General features: G+C 62.5%; 24 protein-coding genes. 12 read left to right on the top strand and 12 right to left on the bottom strand.

Features of this window, described 5'->3' with window-relative positions:
- Together F759_RS0102205 and F759_RS0102200 are read left to right on the top strand one after the other, a co-directional pair.
- The gene (locus F759_RS0102205; RefSeq protein WP_027798398.1) at positions 1-1,977 is read left to right on the top strand and encodes a sigma-54-dependent Fis family transcriptional regulator; all 1,977 of its coding nucleotides are present in this window, start codon (positions 1-3) and stop codon (positions 1,975-1,977) included.
- A gap of 262 nt (positions 1,978-2,239) precedes the next feature.
- Positions 2,240-2,551, top strand: coding sequence for a 2Fe-2S iron-sulfur cluster-binding protein (locus tag F759_RS0102200; RefSeq protein ID WP_027798397.1), 312 nt, complete (start codon positions 2,240-2,242; stop codon positions 2,549-2,551).
- Between the two features lie 47 nt (positions 2,552-2,598).
- Here F759_RS0102200 and F759_RS0102195 read toward each other — a convergent pair whose 3' ends face one another.
- The gene (locus tag F759_RS0102195; protein ID WP_027798396.1) at positions 2,599-2,802 is read right to left on the bottom strand and encodes a DUF1653 domain-containing protein; all 204 of its coding nucleotides are present in this window, start codon (positions 2,800-2,802) and stop codon (positions 2,599-2,601) included.
- A gap of 29 nt (positions 2,803-2,831) precedes the next feature.
- The gene (locus F759_RS0102190; RefSeq protein ID WP_027798395.1) at positions 2,832-3,476 is read right to left on the bottom strand and encodes a helix-turn-helix transcriptional regulator; all 645 of its coding nucleotides are present in this window, start codon (positions 3,474-3,476) and stop codon (positions 2,832-2,834) included.
- Between the two features lie 200 nt (positions 3,477-3,676).
- Between F759_RS0102190 and F759_RS0102185 the strand changes: the two genes are divergently transcribed.
- The 5 genes from F759_RS0102185 (at position 3,677) to F759_RS0102160 (ending at position 7,273) form a co-directional block, all read left to right on the top strand.
- Positions 3,677-3,895, top strand: coding sequence for a hypothetical protein (locus tag F759_RS0102185; protein ID WP_027798394.1), 219 nt, complete (start codon positions 3,677-3,679; stop codon positions 3,893-3,895).
- Between the two features lie 518 nt (positions 3,896-4,413).
- The gene (locus F759_RS0102175) at positions 4,414-4,695 is read left to right on the top strand and encodes a hypothetical protein (RefSeq protein ID WP_027775843.1); all 282 of its coding nucleotides are present in this window, start codon (positions 4,414-4,416) and stop codon (positions 4,693-4,695) included.
- Positions 4,696-4,850: 155 nt separating this feature from the next.
- Positions 4,851-5,126: a translation initiation factor IF-1 gene (gene infA, locus F759_RS0102170; protein WP_013343004.1), complete on the top strand. Its 276-nt coding sequence runs from the start codon at positions 4,851-4,853 to the stop codon at positions 5,124-5,126.
- Between the two features lie 413 nt (positions 5,127-5,539).
- A complete protein-coding gene (locus F759_RS0102165; protein WP_027798393.1) occupies positions 5,540-6,115 on the top strand; it encodes an ANTAR domain-containing response regulator in 576 nt (191 codons plus the stop codon).
- 9 nt (positions 6,116-6,124) lie between these two features.
- A complete protein-coding gene (locus F759_RS0102160; protein WP_027798392.1) occupies positions 6,125-7,273 on the top strand; it encodes a CmpA/NrtA family ABC transporter substrate-binding protein in 1,149 nt (382 codons plus the stop codon).
- A 15-nt stretch (positions 7,274-7,288) separates the two neighbouring features.
- Here the strand turns inward: F759_RS0102160 and F759_RS0102155 are convergent, their stop codons facing one another.
- Both F759_RS0102155 and F759_RS0102150 read right to left on the bottom strand, forming a co-directional pair.
- On the bottom strand, positions 7,289-8,707 hold the full coding sequence (locus F759_RS0102155; RefSeq protein ID WP_027798391.1) for a sensor histidine kinase: 1,419 nt from the start codon (positions 8,705-8,707) through the stop codon (positions 7,289-7,291).
- Positions 8,704-9,375 (bottom strand): response regulator, encoded by a 672-nt coding sequence (locus tag F759_RS0102150; protein WP_027798390.1) that lies wholly within the window; start codon positions 9,373-9,375, stop codon positions 8,704-8,706. Before F759_RS0102150 ends, F759_RS0102155 begins: the two co-directional genes overlap by 4 nt.
- Before the next feature lie 139 nt (positions 9,376-9,514).
- Between F759_RS0102150 and F759_RS0102145 the strand changes: the two genes are divergently transcribed.
- The 4 genes from F759_RS0102145 to F759_RS0102130 all read left to right on the top strand — a co-directional run bounded on the left by F759_RS0102145 (position 9,515) and on the right by F759_RS0102130 (position 14,682).
- A complete protein-coding gene (locus tag F759_RS0102145) occupies positions 9,515-10,603 on the top strand; it encodes an ABC transporter substrate-binding protein (RefSeq protein ID WP_027798389.1) in 1,089 nt (362 codons plus the stop codon).
- A 102-nt stretch (positions 10,604-10,705) separates the two neighbouring features.
- On the top strand, positions 10,706-12,475 hold the full coding sequence (locus F759_RS0102140) for an ABC transporter permease (RefSeq protein WP_027798388.1): 1,770 nt from the start codon (positions 10,706-10,708) through the stop codon (positions 12,473-12,475).
- Positions 12,468-13,535 (top strand): ABC transporter ATP-binding protein, encoded by a 1,068-nt coding sequence (locus F759_RS0102135; protein ID WP_027798387.1) that lies wholly within the window; start codon positions 12,468-12,470, stop codon positions 13,533-13,535. The genes F759_RS0102140 and F759_RS0102135 overlap by 8 nt, the downstream gene beginning before the upstream one ends.
- 70 nt (positions 13,536-13,605) lie before the next feature.
- Entirely contained in the window at positions 13,606-14,682 is a 1,077-nt protein-coding gene (locus F759_RS0102130) for a porin (RefSeq protein ID WP_027798386.1), read from the top strand.
- A 114-nt stretch (positions 14,683-14,796) separates the two neighbouring features.
- Here F759_RS0102130 and rhaS read toward each other — a convergent pair whose 3' ends face one another.
- The 6 genes from rhaS to F759_RS0102100 all read right to left on the bottom strand — a co-directional run bounded on the left by rhaS (position 14,797) and on the right by F759_RS0102100 (position 20,788).
- Positions 14,797-15,804, bottom strand: coding sequence for a rhamnose ABC transporter substrate-binding protein (gene rhaS / locus F759_RS0102125; protein WP_027798385.1), 1,008 nt, complete (start codon positions 15,802-15,804; stop codon positions 14,797-14,799).
- Between the two features lie 54 nt (positions 15,805-15,858).
- Positions 15,859-16,875 (bottom strand): ABC transporter permease, encoded by a 1,017-nt coding sequence (locus tag F759_RS0102120; protein ID WP_027798384.1) that lies wholly within the window; start codon positions 16,873-16,875, stop codon positions 15,859-15,861.
- A complete protein-coding gene (locus F759_RS0102115; RefSeq protein WP_027798383.1) occupies positions 16,868-17,929 on the bottom strand; it encodes an ABC transporter permease in 1,062 nt (353 codons plus the stop codon). The genes F759_RS0102120 and F759_RS0102115 overlap by 8 nt, the downstream gene beginning before the upstream one ends.
- Positions 17,926-19,455, bottom strand: a complete 1,530-nt coding sequence (locus F759_RS0102110) for a sugar ABC transporter ATP-binding protein (RefSeq protein ID WP_027798382.1) — start codon at positions 19,453-19,455, stop codon at positions 17,926-17,928. Before F759_RS0102110 ends, F759_RS0102115 begins: the two co-directional genes overlap by 4 nt.
- Positions 19,456-19,516: 61 nt before the next feature.
- Positions 19,517-20,410 (bottom strand): amidohydrolase family protein, encoded by an 894-nt coding sequence (locus F759_RS0102105; RefSeq protein WP_027798381.1) that lies wholly within the window; start codon positions 20,408-20,410, stop codon positions 19,517-19,519.
- A 54-nt stretch (positions 20,411-20,464) separates the two neighbouring features.
- The gene (locus tag F759_RS0102100; protein ID WP_027798380.1) at positions 20,465-20,788 is read right to left on the bottom strand and encodes an L-rhamnose mutarotase; all 324 of its coding nucleotides are present in this window, start codon (positions 20,786-20,788) and stop codon (positions 20,465-20,467) included.
- Positions 20,789-20,915: 127 nt separating this feature from the next.
- Between F759_RS0102100 and F759_RS0102095 the strand changes: the two genes are divergently transcribed.
- On the top strand, positions 20,916-21,911 hold the full coding sequence (locus F759_RS0102095; protein WP_027798379.1) for a LysR family transcriptional regulator: 996 nt from the start codon (positions 20,916-20,918) through the stop codon (positions 21,909-21,911).
- A 15-nt stretch (positions 21,912-21,926) separates the two neighbouring features.
- Here the strand turns inward: F759_RS0102095 and F759_RS0102090 are convergent, their stop codons facing one another.
- Both F759_RS0102090 and rhmD read right to left on the bottom strand, forming a co-directional pair.
- Positions 21,927-22,709: an SDR family NAD(P)-dependent oxidoreductase gene (locus F759_RS0102090; protein ID WP_027798378.1), complete on the bottom strand. Its 783-nt coding sequence runs from the start codon at positions 22,707-22,709 to the stop codon at positions 21,927-21,929.
- A gap of 42 nt (positions 22,710-22,751) precedes the next feature.
- A complete protein-coding gene (gene rhmD, locus F759_RS0102085) occupies positions 22,752-23,930 on the bottom strand; it encodes an L-rhamnonate dehydratase (protein ID WP_027798377.1) in 1,179 nt (392 codons plus the stop codon).
- Positions 23,931-23,954: the final 24 nt, after the last annotated feature.

The following is a 23,954-nucleotide window of genomic DNA, read 5'->3' as shown; positions in this document are numbered from 1 at the left end:
TTGACTCATCGCCCCATCACGCCGCCGTCGATCGGTCGGCCCGATGTCATCGCGCAATCTCATGCCCGTTCGCTCGAACTCGGGCTGCGCGCGTCGGAAACGCCGGATTTCCATCCGCTGCGACGGCCTGCGCTGCGCGAACTCGTCGATCGTAACCAGTCGCTTTATACGCACGCGCTGCCGGTCATGGAGACGCTGCACGCGCAGATCGTCGATACGCAAAGCATGGTGCTGCTCACCGACAGTCACGGCGTGATCCTGCACAGTCTCGGCGACAGCGACTTCGTCGAAAAGGCAAATCGCGTCGCGCTGTGTCCTGGCGTGTCGTGGGCGGAGGCGGATCGCGGCACGAATGCGATCGGCACTGCACTTGTCGACGGACAGCCGACCGTTGTCCACGCCGACGAGCACTTTCTGCACGCTAACCGAATTCTCACATGTTCATGCGCGCCGATTGCCGATCCGTTCGGGCGGACCATCGGCGCGCTCGACGTCAGCGGCGACACACGCGGCTTTCATAAGCACACGCTCGCGCTCGTGCGCATGTCCGCGCAGATGATCGAAAATCATCTGTTCTCCAATCAATTCGCCGATGCGGTTCGCGTGCACTTTCACGCTCGCGCCGAATTCATCGGTACGCTATTCGAAGGACTCGCCGCGTTCGGCGCCGACGGTACGTTCCTGTCGGCGAATCGCAGCGCGCTGTTCCAGTTCGGCGAGCCGCTCGCCGTATTGCAAAGACAACGTTTCGAGGCGCTGTTCGGCGCTGCGTTCGCCAACGTGTTGCAGCAGACCGCTCGCGCGCCGGGCGAGAACCTCGTGCTCACATTGCCGAGCGGAGTGCGGGTGGTCGCGCGCGGCGAATATTCGGCGCAGCGTTATGTGGCGCCGGCAATGGGTCACGCGGAGAAGTCACGCAACTTCGCGTCGAACGGTGCGCGTCATGTGCCGGATTTCGCCGATACGGCGCCGCTCGCCACGCTCGAAACACTCGACACCGGTGACGCGCAAATGTCCGCGATTCTCGCGCGTGTCGCCAAGGTTCGCGGCCGCGATATTCCGATTCTTATCCTCGGTAAGACGGGCACCGGCAAGGAATGGCTCGCGCGCGCGATCCATCACGATTCGCCGCGGCGCGCGGCGCCGTTCGTTGCGTTGAATTGCGCATCGCTGCCGGACACATTGATCGAGGCGGAACTGTTCGGCTACGAAGACGGCGCATTCACCGGCGCTAAAAAGCGGGGCAGCGTCGGCAAGATCGTGCAGGCCGACGGCGGCACGCTGTTCCTTGATGAAATCGGCGATATGCCGCTCGCGCAGCAAGTGCGGCTGATGCGCGTGCTCCAGGAGCGCACGGTGGTGCCGCTCGGCGGCACTCGCGCGATTCCCGTGGACCTGAGGATCGTCTGCGCGACGCACCGGAACCTGCGCGCGATGATCGCAGAAGGCACCTTCCGCGAAGACCTGTACTACCGGATCAATGGACTCGTGGTGACCTTGCCCGCGCTGAGCGAGCGCACCGATCTCGCGGCGCTGGTCAAGCGGATGCTCGAGCTCCAGCGTGAAGGCGACGGTTTGCCGCGCCGTGTTTCGGCGGCGGTGCTCAAGCGCTTCATGCAATGCCGCTGGCCCGGCAATTTGCGGCAACTGGCAAATGTGCTGCGCACTGCAAGCATCATGGCTGAGGGCGCGGAGCAGATCGAACTGGACGATTTGCCCGAAGACTTCCTGCAGGATTGCGCCGATGCCGCAGCGGATGACAACGCGCGGTCAACGCTCGAAGCCGTCGATGATGTGAAAGGCGATGGAAGTGGCGCGCATGTATCTAAGCCCTCGCGCATGGAAGACTGGCAAGCGACGTTGATCGTGCAGACGCTCGCACGCCTCGACGGCAACGTGTCGGCCGCGGCGCGGGAGTTGGGGCTCGCGCGCAATACGGTGTACCGCTACTTGCGGCGCGGTGGGGCGACTCATTGACGGGGTTTTGCTGTGATGGTCTCCTGCGGCGCTTTCCCGCTCTGCTCCTGCGAAGCTCTCCTGCGCTGCTCTCGCCGTATGCTCAGAGCGCGGCGCGTTCCTGCGGCGCTCTTCTCCTCCACTGCTCCCAGCCGCGCTCTCACTGCGGCGTCAACTGCGATGCACACCGTCAAGCGCCTCTCGCGCGTGCTGCCGCCTATTCACCGCGCGCTTTGCTCATCGGCCGTGTAAAGTGTGACGCGTTCCGCCACACATTCACACGATGCCCGCTCCCAACCGCCCGCCGCTTGTCCGCGTAGAGCCGCTCGGCTACAGCTTCGAGGCCCCCGACGCACTGACGATTCTCGAAGCCGCCGGCTTTGCGAACCTGCGTCTGCCGCGTTCGTGCCGCAACGGCACCTGCCGCACGTGCCTGTGCAAAATGACGGCGGGACACGTGCGCTATACGATTGAATGGCCTGGTCTCAGCCGCGAGGAAAAACAGGAAGGCTACATCTTGCCGTGTGTGGCTATCGCCGAAACCGACGTAGTAATCGAAGCGCCCGAAGCTATCGAATTGCCGTCGTCACGCTAGCGGCGGCGCCTGCATCCTTGATGCGAATTCGACAGATTTCCGCACGTTCAGTCAATCGCAGCAAAGCGCGGCACCTTAGCGCCGTCATGCTCGATCGTCTCGAAGAACACCGAAGCCGGACGCGTCCAGATTGTGCCGTTGGCTGCCTTGTAGACGATCATCGTGACAGTGTGATCCGACTCGAGCGTCGCCTCGCATAACAGTTCGTAAATGCCGCCTTTGTAATGCCGGTAACGTGTGGTGTGCACCAATGAATTCTCCTCGTGTAGAAGCGGCAAACTCAGCCGCCCTCTTTCATCTGCTTCAGAATTTTGTAGACGGTCGCGCGCCCCATCGTCAGCACGGCGGCAACATAGTTCGCCGAACTGCGGCCGCGAAACGCGCCCTGCGCATGCAGCGCCTCGACGATTTCGCGCTTGTGCTCGCGCGTGAGCGCGTTGACGCCAATTTGCCGCTCGCGCAGCCACGCATGCAGATAGGTGTTGATACGGTCCTGCCAGTCGTCGCGAAAGAGGTCTTCGGCCGGTGCATCGGTCAGATTGCCGCCGCGGATAAACAGATCGAGCGTGGAACGCACGTCTTCGAACACCGCGATATTGAAGTTGATGCACAGCATGCCCGCCGGCTTGCCGTTGTCGTCGAACAGAATGTTGCTCACGCAACGCATGCGCCGGCCGTCCCAATTGAGCTTCTCGTACGGACCGATGGTGCGGCCGCGTGCAGCGTAGTGCACTTCGTCGAGCACCGAGGGGCCGCCTACTTCGAGCTTCGACAGATTGTTGACGAGATAAGCGATGGTCTGATCGCGCAGATCGTGAATCACGACTTCGGCGCACGGATAGAACAGCGCCGCGATGCCGTCGGCGATCGGAGCGTAACGCTCCAGCAGCAGATCTTTCACAGGAGACACGGTTGTCTGGCGCATTGGAGAATGACAGTGTTCGAGGGCGCGGTGTTCGACGCGCAGTGATCGGAGGTCCGGGCAGCGCATTCGGGCGTGGCCCCGCGCGGCAACTCGCCATTGTAGCCACCCGGCATCGCCTACGGGACCGCAGCGAATTTTGTCCGCCTGGCAGGCGCTATTTTTTCGTGCGATAAAAGGCGATCTACTTCACGGAGCAGCAGATGGCAACGCTCGAGGCATTTCGCGCCGTGCTCGACGACACGAGAACGCCGGAAATCATTCGCAATCACATCATCGATTCGCTTCAATACGCGCTGCGCAATCACGGACAGATTTTTACGTCGAAGGAAGTCGAATGGCTCGCCGCGTGGGACGACCCGCGCATTCCGCTTGCGGCGTCGCGCGAATTGCAGAAGCGCATCGCAGAGACGTCGGATTAGCCGCATTTCACGCCCTTTTGGGCTCCTTGCCGTGTTTTGATAGCGCGCCCAAAGGCCGGCCGGCCCGGCGCTCCGTTCGTGCGAGGAACTTTTCGCTATCCAATTAGCCCTATTTAGTGCATCATATTGGAATAGTCGTATTCCGCACATTGCAGCACTGGCAGTCTCAACCCGGCACTTCGCGGCATCTTCGCAACACCCCCGACTGTTCGGCCGCCGCCCGCCGGCGATCCCGTCACTCCGGCAATGCGCCGCCTGCATTAGCCGTCGCGAGTTGTGCAGCTGAGTTGTTCAGTCAGGTTTCCCGCTTCCGCGCGCCCGCTTTCCGCGCGACATCAGCGTGTTTCTTCTCCATCGAATCCGCGACTTTGCGCGGCGCGCTCAAGCCCTTTCCATCGGGCCTGTGCCAACCTTTTTCCATAGCGGCGCGCCCCAAGGGTGCTGCGCTGCCCGGTCCGTCGTGCTGCGCGTAACACGCGTGACACACGGCCCACGTAATACAGGACACAGATATGCTTATGAATTCAGCAGTCAAGACGTACAAGGGTTATGAGATTCACCCGCTCGTCTATCCGCGCCGTCCCACGGACGGTCAGACGAGCCGCAATCCGGACGCAGGCTACGACGCGTCGGTGCGCATTTGCCGCGTGGGCGCCAATGCGGCGGCCGAGGGCCGTGTGTTCCGCCTGCAATATCTGTTTCCGTTCGACGGCACGGGCAAGGCGCGCATCGCGTGCATGGCTCACGCCGAGCAACTGATCGACGGCCGCGTTGACGGCCAGTCGGTCGCCGATCTTTAAGCGGCACTAGCCGCGGCATCACGCGCGGCACTACTATCGGCGCATAAGCCGGTGCCGCCAAAAACAGCGGGCCCGAGGTCCGCTGGCAACCGTATCTGATGCAGCGCCGCCGCAAGGCGACGCGCACCCCTAATCCCATCGACCAGGAGTTATGCATGGCGAAAGAAGAACTGCTTGAACTTGACGGTATCGTCGACGAAGTACTTCCGGACAGTCGTTACCGCGTGACGCTCGACAACGGCGTCGTAGTTGGTGCTTACGCGTCCGGACGCATGCGCAAGAACCACATTCGTATTCTCGCGGGCGACCGCGTGACGCTGGAACTGTCGGTCTACGACCTGACCAAAGGACGGATCAACTTCCGTCATAAAGACGAGCGCGCAGGCGGTGGCGGCGCAGCCCGCAGCAATTCGCAATTCCGTCGCCGTTAAGGCGAACGGCACACGGCCTCGCGGCCTGTCTGGCGTGCCCTCGTAGTGCCCTTGTAGTGCTCTTGTAGCAACGTTGTTCGCGAAGCCTTTCGCGCGCCTCCTCCGATTCGGCTCGATTCGAATCTGAGCGGCGCGCAGCGGCGGCGCTTTATCCTTGAAATTCACTCGCAACGCTCGTTGCGATGTCAATTGCGCGCTTGCTGCGGCTTACTGCGCGCGGGTTGTTCCCGTCTTTCGCCCCTCGTTACCCAGCATGCGCGGCTTCGGTGCATCGGCTCGACATGCCCTTTCGTGGTGCGCATCCCTCCCCGAAAAACTCGGCCTAAACACCTGATCCTTTGTAGATACGGCCTTTTCGGTGAATGGCATCATAATTGCTTGAACGATGTTCAGCCGTCGATTGCCACTACCCCATGCTGCGTGTTCTCCTCGTCACCGATACCGATAAGCCGATAGGCGACCTGCGGGACGCACTCGCCCGCCTCGGCTACGAGATGCTCGCCAGCACCGCGACACCGCAAGCGCTGCATAGCGCGGTTCAGAGCGAACGGCCGGACGTGATCATCATCGATACGGATTCGCCTTCGCGGGACACGCTCGAACAGCTCGCGGTAATGAACGCGACTGCACCGCGCCCGGTGCTGATGTTCAGTCACGACGCCAACCAGCAGTTGATCCGCGACGCCGTCGGCGCCGGTGTCACCGCGTACCTCGTCGAAGGGCTCGCGACCGAACGGCTCGCACCGATTCTCGAAGTCGCGCTCGCGCGGTTCGCGCAGGAATCGCAGTTGCGCGAACGCCTCGCGCAAGTCGAGAACGAACTCGCGGAGCGCAAGCTGATCGACCGCGCCAAACGCCTGCTGATGGATCAGCAGAAAATCACCGAGCACGCCGCCTACGCCACGCTGCGCAAACGCGCGATGAATCAGGGCGTCAAGCTCGCCGAAGTCGCGCGCGCGGTCGTCGCGTCGGCTGAATCGCTCAAGTGAAGCACGTCCATGAACTCTGCCAGTCACCTCGCTTCGTCAGTATCAGGGCCGTTGGAGAAGACCCACTTGCGGCTCGGATTCGTGGCGCTCGCCGACGCCGCGCCGCTCGTCGCCGCGAAGCTGCTCGAATTCGGCCATGCGCACGGGCTCACGCTCGAACTGTCGCGCCAGCCTTCATGGGCCGCCGTGCGCGACAAGCTGCTGTCCGGCGATCTCGACGCGGCGCATACGCTGTACGGCCTCGTCTACGGCGTGCAACTCGGCCTGGGCGGCCCGCAAACCGACATGGCCGTGCTGATGGTGCTCAACCGCAACGGCCAGGCGGTCACACTGTCGAGCCGTCTCGCGGATGCGCTCGCCGAACACGGCACGCTGCGCAACGCGCTCGCCACGCTCGGCCGCAAGCCGGTGTTCGCGCAGACATTCCCCACCGGCACGCACGCGATGTGGCTGTATTACTGGCTCGCCGCGCAGGGCGTGCATCCTTTGCGCGATATCGAAAGCGTGGTGATTCCGCCGCCGCAGATGGTCGCGGCGCTCGCGGGGGACAAGCTCGACGGCCTGTGCGTGGGCGAGCCGTGGAACGCGATGGCCGAAGTGCAAGGCGTCGGCAGGACGGTCGCTTATACGAGCGAGGTGTGGCCCGACCATCCCGAGAAAGTGCTCGCGTGCCGGCGCGATTTCGTGAGCGCGAATCCGAATACCGCACGCGCACTCGTGCAGACGATGCTCGAAGCGTGCCGCTGGCTCGACGGCCCCGGTCATCGCAATGAGATCGCGCGCTGGCTTGCGCGGCCGGATTATATCGGCATCGACGAAGCACTGATCGCCGCGCGCTTCGGCGATGCGATTCCTGCCTCCGTGCCGCGCGGTTTGCCGGTGCGTTTCTTCGACAATGGCGAGGTCAACTATCCGCGGCCGTTCGAGGGTGCGTGGTTTCTCACGCAATTCGAGCGCTGGGGCATGATCGACGCGCGCAGCGATTATGCGGAGGTCGCCTCGCAAATCAACCAGACGCAGGTTTATCGCGAAGCCGCCGCACGGGTGAAGGTCGCGGTGCCCGCCGAAGAGAACGCCCGGACCTTGATGGATGGGAAAGTGTGGGATAGCGCGACGCCTTCCGCGGGTTTTGCGCGCACGTTCGCGGTGCGGCGATAACGGGCGGCTGGCAGGTTACAGTGAGCGTTGCGCTGGAAACAGAACACTCACCACCAACCCGCCCCCAGCAGCATCGCCTAACGCAACGTGCGCGCCATGAAACCGCGCAATCTCTCGCACAATCGATAAACCCAAGCCGCTGCCCTCCACCGCTTGCGTCGCCTCACTGCGGTAAAAGCGCTCGAAAACCGCCTCGCGTTCACTCGCGGCAATGCCGGGTCCGTTGTCGATCACCTGAAGCAACGGCTGTCCGTCCTCGCATGCGACCCGCACCGTAATAACCGCGCCATCGCCCGAATAACGGATGGCGTTGTCGATCAAATTGCCTACCAGCTCCGCGAGCAAATCGGACTGTCCCGTCACGTCGATACGCGTTTCCTGTTCGAAGCCGAGGTCGATGCCGCGCGAGCGCGCCACCGGCGACCAGTCGAGCGTCACACTGCGCGCCACCTTGTGCAGCGGCACGGTCGCATGTTTGATTGCGTAGCCGCTATCCGCATCGAGCCGCGACAGCGACAGCAATTGCTGCACGATGCGCACGGCCTGCTGCACCGCGCGATTCAGGCGCCGCAAATGGACGCCCGGACGCTTCTGACCTGCGCTCTTTTCGTCGACGCCATCGGTGTCGCGCAGCGCAAGTTCCGACTCGGCCTGAATCACCGCAAGCGGGGTTTTCAACTGATGCGCGGCGTCGTTGAAAAAACGCCGCCGCGACAACTGCATCTTCTGCGTGCGGCCAATGTACTGGTTGATCGAATCGACAAGCGGCGCGACCTCGCTCGGCAAGCCGGCCGTATCGAGCGGCGTGGGGTCGTCCTCGGCGCGCGCGGCAACCTTTGCGGAAAGCCGGTTCAGTGGCCGCAGACCGCGCGCGACCCCGAGCCACACGATGCCGAGCGCGAGCACCACCAGCAGCCCTTCCTGTTGCAGCGAGCCCGTCAGGATCTCGCGCGCCAACGCCTGGCGCTGCTCGATCGTCTCGCCGACTCTTACCAGCACCACGCGAGTCTGCGCAGTCGGCACGTCGTGCACAGGTAGCCTCAGCATTGCGACGCGCAGTGGACGGCCGCGAAATACATCGTCGTAGAACTGCACGCTGTACGGCTCGGCCGGCACCTTCTTCGCTTCGGGTAGATCGGGATAACCCGTCACCACGCGGCCATGTTCCTCGCGAATCTGATAGTAGATGTTGCCGCCGCCATTCGATTCGAACATCTCCAGCGCAAGATAAGGCAGATCTACTTCGATGCGGCCATCACGCAGACGCACGCCGTCGCGAATCGAGCGCAACGAGAATTCGAGTGTGCGGTCGAATGCGACGTGCGCGGCGTTCATCGCGCGTTGATAGGTGAGCCAGGCATCGAGCGCGAGCAGCAGAAGCAGCGGTACCAACAACCAGAGCGCGACCCGTACACGCAAATTCGGCCGCCTCATGCTGTTTTCGCTTCGAGCAGATAACCGAGCCCGCGCAACGTGACGATGCCGACCGAACTGCGTTCGAGCTTCTTGCGCAAACGGTGCACGTAAATTTCGATAGCGTCGGCATTCACCGATTCGTCGAGCCCGAAAATTTTCTCCGACAGCGTCTCCTTGTTGATTGCTCGACCATTGCGCAGGATCAACACTTCCAGCACCGAACGCTCGCGCGGCGTCAGCGCGAGCGGTTCGCCGTCGAGCGTGAAGCCGCGATCCACGCTGTCGTAAAGCAGGGTTCCGCATTGGGCGCCCGACGGCTCCTGACCATGACCGCGCCGCAGCAGCGCACGGGCTCGCGCTTCGAGTTCGGTGAGCGCGAAGGGTTTGGCGAGATAGTCGTCGGCGCCGAGATCGAGGCCGCGCACGCGCTCCTCCACCGAGCCGTGCGCGGTGAGTATCAACACCGGCACCGCGTTGCGGCGCGCGCGTAAACGGCGCAATACCTCGAGCCCGTCGAGCTTCGGCAAACCGATGTCGAGAATCACCAGTGCGTAGTCCTGCGTACGCAGAACATGGTCGGCGGATTCGCCGTCATGCATGCAGTCCACCGTGAGTTTGGCGCTGGTCAGCGCGTCGGTCAGCGAGCGGGAAAGAACCGGATTGTCTTCGACGAGCAGCACACGCATGAACAGAATCCCAGGGAAATCCATGAGGCGAATTCGTCCATTGTGACGCATTTCCCTCACAAATTGAAAGCGTTCAGAAAGCACACGTCTCTTACCATTCGCCTTCACAAAACCAACATGATGATTTCTGGAGGAAGACGTGCAAATCTCTCTGAAGCTTCTCGCCGCCGCTGTCGCGTTCGCCGCAAACTCCGCATGGGCGGCGTTTCCAGCGGGCTATCCGGGCGACTATCAAGCCACCGTCGACGGGGCAAAAAAGGAAGGCAAACTGATCGTCTACTCGGTCACGGACACGGCTCTCGTGCGTCCGCTCATCAAGGATTTTGAAAGCCTGTACGGCATCAAGGTCGAGTACAACGACATGAACAGCACCGAGCTGTACAACCGCTACATCAGCGAAAACGCGGCCAGCAGCACCAGCGCCGACGTGCTGTGGAGCTCGGCAATGGACCTTCAGGTGAAGCTCGTCAACGACGGCCTGATGGCCACCTACGAATCGCCCGAAGCGAAGCATTTGCCGCAATGGGCGCAGTATCAGAAGCAGGCGTACGGCACGACCTACGAGCCGCTCGCGATCGTCTACAACAAGCGTCTTCTTGCCGCCGGCGAAGTGCCGCAAACGCGCGCCGATCTGATCAAGCTGCTGCAAGGCAAGCCCGATCAGTTCAAAGGCAAGGTCACGACTTACGACATCGAAAAGTCCGGCGTGGGCTTTAACTATCTGACGCAGGATGCACGCGTGAATCCGCAGGTCACGTGGGATCTGGTGAAGGCAATGGGCGCCACGGGCCCGAAGCTGCAATCGAGCACCGGTGCGATGATGGAGCGCATTTCGTCGGGCGAGAACCTGATCGGCTACAACATTCTCGGCTCGTACGCGCTCACCAAGGCGAAGAAAGATCCGTCGATCGGCTACGTCTATCCGAAGGACTACACGCTGGTGGTGAGCCGCCTCGTGACCATTTCGAAGAAGGCGCAAAGCCCGAACGCTGCGAGGCTGTGGGTCGATTACCTGCTGTCGCAACGCGGCCAGACCTTGCTCGCAAATCAGGCGAGCCTGTTCTCGATCCGCTCGGATGTCGAAGGCGAAACCTCGATGGCCGGCCTCACGAAGCAACTCGGCGACTCGCTCAAACCGATTCCGATCGGCGCGGGTCTGCTGGTCTATCTCGACCAGTCGAAGCGCCTGGAATTCCTCAAGCAATGGCAACAGTCGATCAAGCGCTAGGCGTGCGCGTGTGACTGATACGTTCGCGCCGTCACGCGCGAACGCCTGACCTTCCGTTGAATACCTGTCGATATGCGGCTTATCTGCCGCAGGGGGACACTCATGCTTTTCACTAGCGCAACCGGGCCTCGCGACGCCGCGCCGCTCGCGGCAGACAGCGGCCCTATCGGCGCGTTGCCGCGCGGCCGTCTGCAACCGTTGGCGGGGCTGCTGCGCTGGCTCGTCGTCGCGGTGCTGACGGTCGCGGTGGCGCTGCCGCTCGGCTTCATCCTGTTTCAGAGCGTGCTGAACGCGCCGTTCTTCGACGCGAAACGCACGCTTGGCCTCGCCGGTTTCGAATTCATTTTCAGCGACCCGGACTTCTGGTCCGCGTTGAAAAACTCGTTCGTGATCGCGGGCGGCATGCTGTTCATTTCGATTCCGCTCGGTGGCATTCTTGCCTTCCTGATGGTGCGCACCGATCTCCCCGGCCGCCGCTGGCTCGAACCGTTGCTGCTCACACCCGTATTCGTTTCGCCGATGGTGCTCGCGTTCGGCTATGTCGTCGCGGCCGGCCCGGTCGGCTTCTATTCGGTCTGGTGGAAGCAACTTTTCGGCAGTGCCGAAGCGCCGTGGACCGTGTACTCGATTCTCGCGATCACGGTGATTGTCGGCTTGACGCATGTGCCGCACGTGTACCTGTATTCGTCGGCGGCGCTGCGCAATCTCGGCTCCGATGTCGAGGAAGCCGCGCGAGTCGCGGGTGCGCGGCCGTTCCGCGTCGCGCTTGACGTGAGCCTGCCGATGACGCTGCCCGCCCTGCTCTTTGCCGGCGTGCTGGTGTTCTTTCTCGGCTTCGAAGTGTTCGGCTTGCCGCTTGTGCTCGGCGACCCCGAAGGGCACCTCGTGCTGGCCACGTATCTGTACAAGCTCACCAACAAGCTCGGCGTGCCGTCGTATCACCTGATGGCCGCGGTCGCCGTGTGCATCGTCGCAATCACGTTCCCGCTGGTGCTGTTGCAACGCAGGCTGCTCAAGAGCGCTAACCGTTTCGTCACGGTGAAGGGCAAGGCCGGACGTCAAACCGTGCTGCCGCTCGGCGCATGGCGCTGGGTCGCGCTTGCGATCGTCGCGTTGTGGCTGATGCTGACGGTGTTCGTGCCGCTCTCCGGCATCACGCTGCGTGCGTTCGTCACGAATTGGGGCGAAGGCGTGCATCTCGCCGAGGTGCTGACGCTCGCCAATTTCACCGAACTGTTCGAACAGGACAACCTCGTTCGCGCAATGCTCAACACACTCGGCATCGGCGTGATCGGCGGTGCGGTCGCGGTGGGCTTCTATTCACTGGTTGCGTTCGCCGGCCATCGCCGCAACGACTGGGCGACGCGTCTGCTCGATTACCTGGTGCTGCTGCCGCGCGCCGTCCCTGGCCTGCTCGCCGGCCTCGCGTTCCTGTGGATCTTTCTTTTCGTGCCCGGACTGAAAGAGCTGAAGAACTCGATGTGGAGCATCTGGATCGCGTACACCGTCGTGTGGCTCGCATACGGCATGCGCCTGATTCAAAGCGCGCTGCTGCAAGTCGGCCCCGAACTCGAGGAAGCGGGACGCAGCGTCGGCGCCACGCGCGCGCGGGTCAGTCTCGACGTGACGCTGCCGCTCGTGCGCTTTGGCTTGCTCGCGGCGTGGCTGCTGATCTTCATGATCTTCGAGCGCGAATACTCGACCGCCGTCTATCTGCTCTCGCCCGGCACTGAAGTAATCGGCGCGCTGCTGGTGTCGCTGTGGGCGACCGGCGCGGTCGATCAGGTCGCGGCGCTTTCTGTCATCAACATCGCGATGGTCGGCGCCGGACTCGGCGTGGCACTGCGCTTCGGAGTGAAACTTCATGGATAAGCTCTCGGTCGACAACCTCTTTCTCAGCTATGGCGACAATCCGATTCTCAAGGGCGTGTCGTTCGAACTGAATCCCGGCGAAGTGGTGTGCCTGCTCGGCGCGTCGGGCAGCGGCAAGACCACGCTGTTGCGAGCGGTCGCCGGCCTCGAGCAGCCGTCGTCGGGACGTATTGAGCTCGACGGCAAGACTTTTTTCGACGGCGCCACGCATGTCGATCTGCCGGTCGAACAGCGCTCGCTCGGGCTTGTGTTCCAGTCGTATGCGCTGTGGCCGCATCGCACGGTGGCGGATAACGTCGGCTACGGATTGAAACTGCGGCGCGTATCGGCGGCGGAACAGAAAAAACGCGTACAGAGTGCGCTCGATCAGCTCGGCCTGGGTCATCTGGCAGCGCGCTATCCGTATCAACTGTCGGGCGGCCAGCAGCAACGCGTGGCGATTGCGCGTGCGCTCGTCTACAACCCGCCGGTGATTCTGCTCGACGAACCGCTGTCGAATCTCGACGCCAAGCTGCGCGAGGAAGCGCGTGCGTGGCTGCGCGAATTGATCGTCTCGCTGGGTCTCTCCGCGCTTTGCGTGACGCACGACCAGACCGAAGCGATGGCGATGTCCGACCGCATCCTGCTGTTGCGCAACGGCCGCATCGAACAGGAAGGCACGCCCGCGGAACTGTATGGCGCGCCGCGCTCACTCTATACCGCCGAGTTCATGGGCAGCAATAACCGCATCGACGCACGCGTGGCCGCGGTCGATGGCGAGCGCGTGACCTTGACCGGCGACGGCTGGCAATTGCAGGCGCAAGCGCGCGAAGCACTGACCGCTGGCCAAGAAGCGCAAGCCGTGATCCGGCTGGAGCGAGTGCAGGTCGCCGACGGTCCGGGCGCGAACCGCCTTGAAGCCGAACTGATCACGTCGATGTATCTCGGCGACCGCTGGGAGTACCTGTTCCATTGCGGCGACCTGCGTCTGCGTGCGTTCGGCAACGTGCCGCGCGCGGCCGGCCGTCACTGGATCGAATTCCCCGCCAACGACTGCTGGGCGTTCGCTCAGGCGAGCTGAAGCGTCGGGCCTGGCATCGCGGTACGAAATCCCCAACCGAAGTAAAAATAGCAGCTACAGGAGACTGTTGATGAAGTTGAGCATCAGAAAGGCAACCCTCGGCGTCACGTGCGCCGGTCTCGCCGGTTTTGCAGCAGGCGCACACGCGCAATCGAGCGTGACGTTGTATGGCATCGTCGACGCGGGCATCGAATACGTGAACCATGCAAGCGCGGACGGCGGCGCGACGCGTCTCGTGTCCGGCGGCAAGAACACGTCGCGCTGGGGTCTGCGCGGCGTCGAAGATCTCGGCGGCGGGCTGAAGGCGGTGTTCCAGCTGGAGAGCGGTATCAACATCGCGAACGGCCAGTTCGACGATACGACCGGTGCGATCTTCGACCGGCGCGCGACCATCGGCCTGAAGAACCGCTTCGGGCAGATCACGCTCGGCCGCAATTTCACGACAACCTACGACTACATGTTGCAGTTCGACCCAATGGGTTATGCGCCGAACTATTCGTGGGCGACGTCGTCCACGGCGACAGGCGGCCGTAAAGACGGGCTCTTCTCGCGTTCTTCCAATGCGGTGCGTTACGACGGCACGTTCGCCGGCTTCAAATTCGGCGCCATGTACGGCTTCGGTAACGTGCCGGGCAGCATGAAATCAAGCTCGAAGTACGACTTCGGTCTTGGCTACGAAAACGGTCCGTTCGCCGTGGTCGCGACCTTCGACCGTCAGAACGGCGCGAACGACAGCGTGACGCCCGCGGATACCACCAACTACATCCAGGGCATTCATGCGGGCCTGAGCTACGATTTCGGCGCGGTGAAGGCGATGGCCGGTTACCGGAACTACCGGCGCACGTTCCACACGGCCACGCCCACGCTGCGCAGCGACCTGTACTGGATCGGCGGTCAATACGATGTGACGCCGTTCATCTCGCTGTTCGGCGCGGTCTACCATCAGGACATCAAGGATGGTAGCGACGCCGACCCGACGCTGTTCTCGCTGCGCGGTCAGTACGCTCTATCGAAGCGTACCGTGCTGTATCTGGCGGGCGGCTATGCGATGGCGAAGCACGGCAACGCAGTGAGTCTGTCGCGCGATCTGACCGGCGCGGCGGATACGCAGACGGGTGTCACTGCGGGGATTCAGCATCGGTTTTAACACGGCTTGACGCCTAAGTTCAGTCACGCGTGAAAAACAGGGAGGCACGCGAGCAGCTCTTCGCCCGACGCGCCTCGCTATGCCTTCGCCGCGCGAAATGCGCGGCGCCCGCCCTCAAAAATTAAACTTGTCGATATTGCCCGCATCGAACGTGGTCGGCGGCCCGAGAATGATCTCGCCTTGCGGCCCAATCGTGCGCTTGCCGAGCTTACCCGCATCGAACGATTCGCCTTCCTTGCCGTCGATCGTACCCGACGCGAGTGCTGCCGCCGCGTAGCCGGCGAGATAGCCCAACTGGTTCGGGTCCCACAACTGGAACGCCTTCACGGTGCCGTTCTTCACGAACGCGCGCATCTGATTCGGCGTGCCCAAGCCAGTTACGGCCACCTTGCCCTTGCTCGACGACGACGAGATATAACGCGCCGCCGCTGCAATGCCAACCGTGGTCGGCGCGACAATCGCCTTCAGGTTCGGATACGCCTGCAGTAAACCCTGCGTTTCGACGAACGACTTCTGATCGTCGTCGTTACCGTAAGCGATTTTCACGAGCTTGATCTTCGAGTACGCGGGCTTCTTCAACTCTTCCTGCATCCACTTGATCCACGTGTTCTGATTAGTTGCGTTGGGCGTGGCCGACAGCACCGCGAACTCGCCCTCGCCGCCCATCAGCTTCGACACGAGTTCGATCTGGCCGCGGCCGATCCCTTCCGCGTTCGCCTGATTGACGAACAATTGCCGGCCTTCAGGCGCCGTGTCCGAATCGAACGTGACGACCTTGATGCCTTGCGACATTGCCTTCTTCAGATACGGCACGACCGCATTCGCGTCGTTGGCGGCAATCACGATTGCATCCTGACGCTGCGTGATCAGCGTGTTGATGTACTGCACCTGCGATGATGCCCCGGCATCGGACGGCCCCACGACCTTGCCCACCCCGCCGAATTCCTTGATTGCGGCCATGCCGCCGTCGTCGGCGATCACTTCGTACGGATTGTTGATCTGCTTCGGCACGAATGCGATTTTCAGGCCGTTTTTCAGGCCCGCAGCCGACGAGGCGCAACTGATCGCGAGCAACGCAATGCAGAGCGTCGCCGCGCCGGTGTGACGTAGAGGTTTGAACATGAAGTGTCTCCTGCTTGTTGTTGGACATTGTGCTGTCCGGGTTTAATGATTGCGTTATAAGGGAGAAGCGGACTTCGCGATGAAGCGCCGGTCGCGCGCCGCGCGCCAGCGCGCAACCAGATTCGGTATCAGCACCGATGCGAGCAGCAACACGCCCGTGACGATAGTGAGCGTTTCGCTCGATACATCGTCGAGCGTCAATGCGTTTTTCAGCACGCCGATAATCAGCAGCGACAGCAGCACGCCGATCATCGAGCCGCGTCCGCCGAAAATGCTCACGCCGCCGAACAATACTGCTGCGATCACGGACAACTCGAAGCCTTCGCCGTTATCGCCACGCGCGCTGGTAAAACGCAGCGTATAGACGACGCCGGCAAGCGCGCTCATCAAACCGGACAGCACGAAAAGACGCAGCCTGATCTTTGTCACTTCAATGCCGGAGAACGCGGCGGCGGTTGGATTCGCGCCGATTGCGTAGAGGCTGCGGCCAAACGCGGTCGATTGCAGCAGCACCGTGAACAGCACCGCGCCGACAATCACGATCGCAAACGGCAGCGGGATAAAAGTCCCGCCGAGCGTATCCATGCCAAACGCCGTGTAAGCCGCCGGAAAATCAGCGACGGCCTGGTCTCCGAGCAACACATAGGCAAGGCCGCGAAAGAGCGCCAGCGTGCCGATCGTTACCGCAAGCGAAGGCAGATTGAGCTTCACGATCACGAGCCCGTTCAGAAGGCCCGCCAACGCGCCGGCCACGAGCACCAGCGCGATGACGACCGGCATCGGCAAGCCCATGTGCCAAAGCACGCCCATTAATGCGCTCGATGCACCGAGCACCGAAGCCACCGACAGATCGATTTCAGCGGCAACGATAATCAACGTCATCGGCAGCGCCATTAACGCGATTTCAGTGAGGTCCGCCAACACGTTGCTCAGATTCGCGCCGCTCAGGAACACCGGCGACAGCACGCGTCCGAGCGCGAGCGACAAGATCAGCACGATCACCAGCAACACTTCCCATTGCAGCGGCGTTTCGCGTTTGCGCGTGAGCAGCGCGGAATCGGGTTTAGCCATGATCGCGTTTCCTCATCATGCGTTTGGCGACGGAGCGGGCGAGCAACGTATCGGCGGTAATGGCCGCGACGATCAATGCGCCTTCAATCGCCTGCTCCCAGAACGGCGACACATGCAGCACGACGAGCGCAATGCTGATCACGCCGAGCACGAGCGCGCCGAGCGTCGCGCCGAGTATCGTGCCGACGCCGCCTGTAATTGCCACGCTACCTACAACGGCGGCCGCCACGACTTGCAGTTCGATGCCCTTCGCGGTGCTGGCATCGACGGTGCCGAAGCGCGCGAGCCACAATGCGCCCGCGAAGCCCGCAATCGCACCCGACAATAGAAAGCCCGCCATCACACGGCGTTCCACGTTGACGCCAGCAAGCCGCGCTGCCTCGGGATTCGAGCCGATCGCATAGTGTTCACGGCCGCCGCGAAACTGCTTCAGATAGATCGCGAGAGCGAGCAGCACGACGACTGCGATCAACGCGAGCGTCGGTATGCCAAAGAAAGTGCCGGTCGCAAGGCGCGAAAACGCGTCGGGCAAACTGGTCGCGTTGATCTGTCCGCCGTGTACCCACGCGTAATCCGCGCCCCGGAAGATATAAAGCGTGGAGAGCGTCGCCACCAGCGACGGCACGCGGCCCACGGCCACAAGCACAGCGTTGATGCCGCCCGCCACGAGACCGATGACGAGCCCCGCCGCGAGCGCGACGATCACCGGCATCTGCGGAAACGCGACGTACAGGCTGCCCACTGCATATGCGCTGATGCCGACCGTCGAACCCACCGACAGATCGATATGACGCATCAGAATCACCACGGTCATGCCCGCGGTAAGCAGACTGATGATCGACACGTTGAGCAGCACGTCACGCAAGTTTTGCAGGTTCAGGAACTGCGGCCTCGCGAGCCCGGTGCCGACAATCAACAGAATCAGCACGACGAAGAGCGTCGTCTCGCGGCTCTTTGCCAGGTTCGCTGCAAAGCCGCCAGAGGCACGCGTCGCGCCCTTTAACGGCGGCGGTGCCTGGACCGGCGCGGGATGAGTCGAAGAATGGCGCATCATGCCGCGTTCCCTAACGGTGGAATGTGTTGTCCTAGCGCCGCGGCCATGATGCGTTCTTCGTCGGCTTCGGCGCGCGCAATGTCCGCACTGATACGCCCCTCGTGCATCACCAGCACTCGGTCGGCCATGCCGAGCACTTCCGGCAGTTCACTCGAAATCATCAGCACGGCCATGCCGTCGCGCACGAGTTCGGCGAGCGCGCTATACACCTCGGCTTTCGCGCCTACGTCGATACCGCGCGTGGGTTCGTCGATGATCAGAACTTTCGGGCCCGTTGCAAGCCATTTGCCGAGCACCACCTTTTGCTGGTTGCCGCCCGACAGCGTGCCGACCGGCGCGTTCGGATCGGCCGCCTTCAGACGCAGGCGCGTGCCCCATTGGTTAGCCAGCTGCATCTCGCTGCGCGTCGTGATAAGGCCGTGACGGACGAGCCTGCCGAGCACTGTCATCGACGCATTGCGCGCGATGCTCAACTCCAGCGCGAGCCCTTGTTGCCGTCGGTCTTCCGGCACCAGCGCGAGGCCTGCGCGCACTGCCGCGGCAGGTTTGCCCGCGCTCAGGCGCTCACCGCCTATCAGAATTTCGCCTGCATCCAGCGGATCGATGCCGAAAATGGCACGCGCGACTTCGCTGCGCCCAGCGCCGACCAGCCCCGCTAATGCGACGATTTCGCCGGCGCGCACGTCGAAGGAAATGTCCTTGAAAACGCCCACACGCGTCAGGCCGCGCACGGATAGCCGCACTTCGCCGGGCGGGCGCTCGGCTTTGGGATAGAACGTCTCCAGATCGCGGCCGACCATTTTTGCCACGATGGCGTCGGTGGTCAGATCGGCGGTCAGGCCGTCAAACACTTTTGCGCCGTCGCGCATGATGGTGACGCGTTGCGTCAACGCGAAGACCTCGTCGAGCCGGTGTGTGATGAACAGGATCGCCACGTCGCGCTCGCGCAGCTTGCGCACGATTGCAAAGAGCCGTTCGACTTCGGGCAGCGACAAGGCCGCCGTCGGCTCGTCCATGATCAGCACGTTTGCGTTCAACGACAACGCTTTCGCAATTTCGATCACCTGCTGATCCGCAATCGACAAGCCACGCACCAGTTGATCCGCGCGCAGATCGACCCCGAGCGAGGCGAGCAAGCCGTCCACCTCGCGGCGCATCGCGTCATATTGAATGCGGCCGATCCGGTCGACCGGCTGCCGTCCCATGAAGATGTTCTCCGCAATGGACAAATCGAAGAACAGCGTCGGCTCCTGATAGATCACCGCGAGCCCGGCATCGCGCGCTTCGGCGGGGGTCGCGAAGCGGCGCGCCGCGCCGTCCACCAGCAGCTCGCCGCTATCGGGTTGATGCACGCCCGCCAGAATTTTCACGAGCGTCGATTTGCCCGCGCCGTTCTCGCCGAGCAACGCATGCACTTCACCCGGCCACAGCGAAAGATCGCCGTCCGATAGCGCGCGGACCCGGCCGAATGATTTACTCGCGTGCCGCAATTCGAGTCTCGGCTGAGCGGTTGAGGATTGCTGCACTGCGTGTCTCCTTCTTTTGCGTTATGGCGTGCACGGTTTGCTTGAGTCGATGCGACCCGCCTCAGATGCGATAGAAACGTTCCGCGTTACGGCAAAAGAGCGCCTCTTTCTCGGCAACGCTCGCATCTTCGACGATCGCTGCATAGGCATGCCACAAATCCGCGTAAGAGCCGAACAAACGATCGACGGGAAAGTTCGACGCGAACATTGCGCGCTCCACGCCAAACGTGTCGATCGTTTCGAGCACGTAGGGCCGCAAGCTTTCCACGGTCCATTGATGATCGAACATCGCGAGTCCGCTGATCTTCACGCAGACGTTCCTGCACTGCGCGAGCGTGCGCATGCCGTCGCGCCACGCCCGATAACCGGCGACGCTGCCCCGGTCTACGAACATGCCTGCATGATTGACGGCTAAGAGCGTGTCGCCATGCTCGCGCGCCAACGCCGCGGCCTCTTCCATTTGCGACGGATACAGTTGCAGATCGAACGACATGCCGTGACGGCGCAGCAGCGCAAAGTTCTCGCGCCATTGCGGCTCGCGCATGTAATGGCGGCCCACATAATCGAACAGCTTGTCTTCGTGCACATTCAGAATCTGCCGGACGCCGCGTGTATTCGCGAACGACGCATGCGCTTCGAGCAACGCGGGCGCGTCCGGCGAAGACAGATCGACGGCGGCGACAATCGCGTTCGGCATGCCGCGCGACTCATGACGATCCGCAATGGACTGCAGCCAGCGCGTTTCCTCCACTGGATCGGCGGGATCGTGATTCGCTTCCACGTGCACGAGTTTCTTCACATCGATATCGCCCGCTTCTGCGAGCAGATGGTCCAGCAGATAGTCGTGCTTCAGATCGCGCGCGTCGCCGACGAACGACACGCCCGGGTTTTCCAGCCACGGATAGCGATGCGTCTTCAGATCCCACAAGTGAATATGCGAATCGACAACCTGCATGCGATGCCTCCGTCGTTTCAAGCTTAAGCGGCAACGTAAAACGTCAGCGCGAAGTCAGCCGAGCGAACTCAAGCGAAACACCTGTTCGAGCGGTTGCTGATGCGGCGTGTGATCCGGCGCTGTGTGCATGATGTCGGCCATGTAATCCCACCATTTGCGCATGACTTCGAGTTCGGGGAGCGCGTCCATCGTGTGATGTGTGGTTCGCGTCAGCACGGCGAATAAATGGTCGGTGCCGGGATCGAAGAAGATGCGGTACTCGCGAACGCCGGCGTTGTGCAGCGCGTCAACGAGCTCAGGCCAGATCTGCGCGTGACGGCGCTCGTATTCCTCGCGCATGCCGGGGTTGAGCACCATCCGGAAAGCGATTGTCTCCATTGCGGCTGTCTCGTCGTTATTGGCGCCTTCGCGGCGAAGCGCCTTCAAAGACTATAATTCCTGCGTCGATAGCATCTCAATCCGTTGTTGGGATTGGGCGATCCACAAACCGAATCGCACCGGAACCATGAGCCCACTCTCAGCAACCGTCGCACTCGTCAATCGGCTCAAGTTCAAGCACCTCGCGCTGCTCGTCGCGCTTGACGACGCGCGCAATCTCCACCAGGCCGCCGAAGCGGTGAACGTTGCGCAGCCGAGCGCGAGCCGCATGCTGGGCGATATCGAAGAAGCGTTCGGCTTTCTGCTGTTCGAGCGCAACGCGCGCGGCATGACGCCCACGCCGCTGGGCGTCGTCACCTTGGCCTATGCGCGGCGTGCGCTCGCCGAACTCACGCGTTTCGCCGAAGACCTGGAAGTCAAACGCCGTGGCGGACATGGGCAATTGACCGTTGGCGCGATCATGGGCGCCGCGCCCGATCTGATGGCAATGGCGGTGGCCGCGCTCAAAACCGAAAGCCCGCTGCTGAACGTGCGCATTCTCGGCGAAACCAGCGACCAGGTCGTGCAGTTGCTGCATCGCCGCGAAGTCGATCTGGCGCTTGGCCGCCTGACAAGTCCCTTGCAGCACAACGATTTCAGTTTCGAGCCGCTCGCGCGCGAGACCTTGCTGCTCGTGGTGCGCTCGGTGCATCCGCTCGCGAGCCGCGCGCGTATCACGTTGCGCGAACTGATCGACTGGCCGTGGGTTGCACAGCCGGTGAGCAGCCCGGCGCGCGTGCTGTTCGAGGAAGAGCTCGCGCGCGCCGGACTCGCGACGCCGGTCAATCTCACCGAATGCGCGTCGATCTTCGCCACGCTGCAATTGCTCGAAAACTACGATGCGATTGCGATGCTGCCGGAGTCGGTCGTGCGCGATCATTTGCGCGGCAAACTGCTGGTTGCGTTGCCGCTCGAAATCGGCAAAAGCCTCGCGGGTTTCGGCATTCTCACGCGCAAGGAAGAACCGCTCGCGGAACCGGCGCTGCGCTTCATCGAACTGCTGCGCGGCTTCTCGCGGCGTCTCGCACGCGAGGACACCGCCGCGTCCACGCAGCCCGTTATCGCTTCCGCCCCGGTCAGCTGAAATCGGCATTGCGCGTCATTGCAGATTGACGAACAGGCCGCCGTCGACGAGCAGCGCCGCGCCCGTCACATAGCGCGCGCGGTCGGATGCGAGGAACACCACGCAATCGGCCACGTCTTCGGGACGGCCAAGACGGCCCAGCGGAATGCGCTTTTCGAAGTAGGCTTTCTTGGCTTCGTCGGCGAGATCTTCGGCGTTCAGGTCCGTCGCGATCGTGCCGGGCATCACCGAATTGCAGCGGATGCCGTACGGTCCCAACGCAACCGCGCATGACTGCATCAGCGAATGGACGCCCGCCTTGGTCGGCGTGTAATGGGTCTGCATGCCACCGCCTACCAGCGCGCTGATCGAACTCGTCGCCACAATCGCCCCGCCTGTACCTTGCGCTTTCATCTGCTGCGCGGCCGCTTGCGTGACATAGAACGCGCCGTTCAGGTTGACCGCGACTGTCGACTCCAAAACTTCGGCGGGCATGTCGAGGAACGCATGAAACGGACAGATGCCGGCGTTGCTTGCGAGCACGTCGACCTTGCCGAATGCTTCGACGGTCTGTCGCACCAGTTGCTGCCCCGTTTCGCGCGCGGCAACGTTGCCCTCGATCGCAATCACGCGCCGCCCGAGCGCCTCGATTTCCTCGACCACTTCCGCGACGGCGGAACGGCGTCCATACGACGCGTCGTTATCGCCCCAGTAGTTGATCGCAACGTCCGCGCCTTCGGTTGCGCACGCGACGGCTATCGCGCGGCCAATGCCACGCGAGCCACCGGTGACGATCACGACCTTGTCCTTGAGCAGCACGTCATTCTCCTTTGCTGAGTGAACCTGGAATGCGGCGGTCCATCAACGCGGATAAGGCCGCACCAGCGCGCATTCCGGATTGAGCCGCACGCCGAAACCGGGCGTGTCGGGCACTTTCATCCGTCCATTCACGGGCACCGGTTCGTCGAGTAGAAGCGGCGTGAACATGGGCACGACTTCGTCGGCTTTAGGCGCCATCATCAGGAACTCGGAAAATGGCGAGTTATGACGCGTGACCACAAAATGATAGCTATACACCGACGAACCGTGCGGCACGACCATCACGTTATGCGCATCCGCAAGTGCCGAGATCTTGATCAACTCGGTGATGCCGCCGCACCAGCCCACGTCAGGTTGAATCAGATCGCAGCATTGCATTTCGAGCAGCATGCGAAAACCCCAACGCGTTGCTTCGTGTTCGCCCGTGGACACCATCATGCCGCGCGGCACGTTGCGGCGCAGTTCGGCGTAACCCCAGTAGTCGTCAGGCGGCAGGCACTCTTCGATCCATTTCAGTCCGTACTCGTGTGCGGCTTGCGCGAGCCGCGTGGCATACGGCACGTCGAGACTCATCCAGCAGTCGTACATCAGCCAGAAGTCGTCGCCCACGCGGCTGCGCATGTCCGCCAGTTTTTCGAGGTTGAGCTTGAGCCCGGCTTCCCCTTCGGCGGGGCCATGCTGCAACGGCAATTTTCCGCCGATAAAGCCCATTTCCTTCGCGAGATCGGGACGCGCGCCGGTCGCATAAAACACGAGCTCGTCGCGCACGGGGCCGCCCAATAGTTGATACACCGGCTCCTTGCGCACCTTCGCGAGCAGATCCCACAACGCGAGATCGACGCCGGAAATCGTATTGAGCACCACGCCTTTGCGCCCGTAGTAAAGCGTGGCGTAATACATCTGATCCCACATTTTCTCGATGTCGGTCACGAGTTGACCTTCAAGAAAACGCGCGAGATGTTTCTCGACGATGAACGCGCCTATCTCGCCGCCCGTCGTCACCGCGAAGCCGACCGTGCCGTCGCTCGCTTCTATTTCGACCACCAGCGTGCCGAGCACATTGATGCCGAACGACTGGCGGCTCTGGCGATACTCGGGATAGCGCGCCATCGGCGTGGAGATGTGATCGTCGATCCAGTGTCCGCCGGGCTGATCGTGATAGTCCGCTCCGCCGCCGCGGACGATGAAGGCACGCACGTGCCGGATAGTAGGCATGGCCATGAGAGAGAAGCTCCGTAATGGGCG

This window comes from Paraburkholderia dilworthii, assembly GCF_000472525.1.
Classification (GTDB): Bacteria; Pseudomonadota; Gammaproteobacteria; order Burkholderiales; family Burkholderiaceae; genus Paraburkholderia; species Paraburkholderia dilworthii.
The sequence above is the reverse complement of the archived record's forward strand: the minus strand, read 5'-3'. Positions and strand labels throughout refer to the sequence as shown.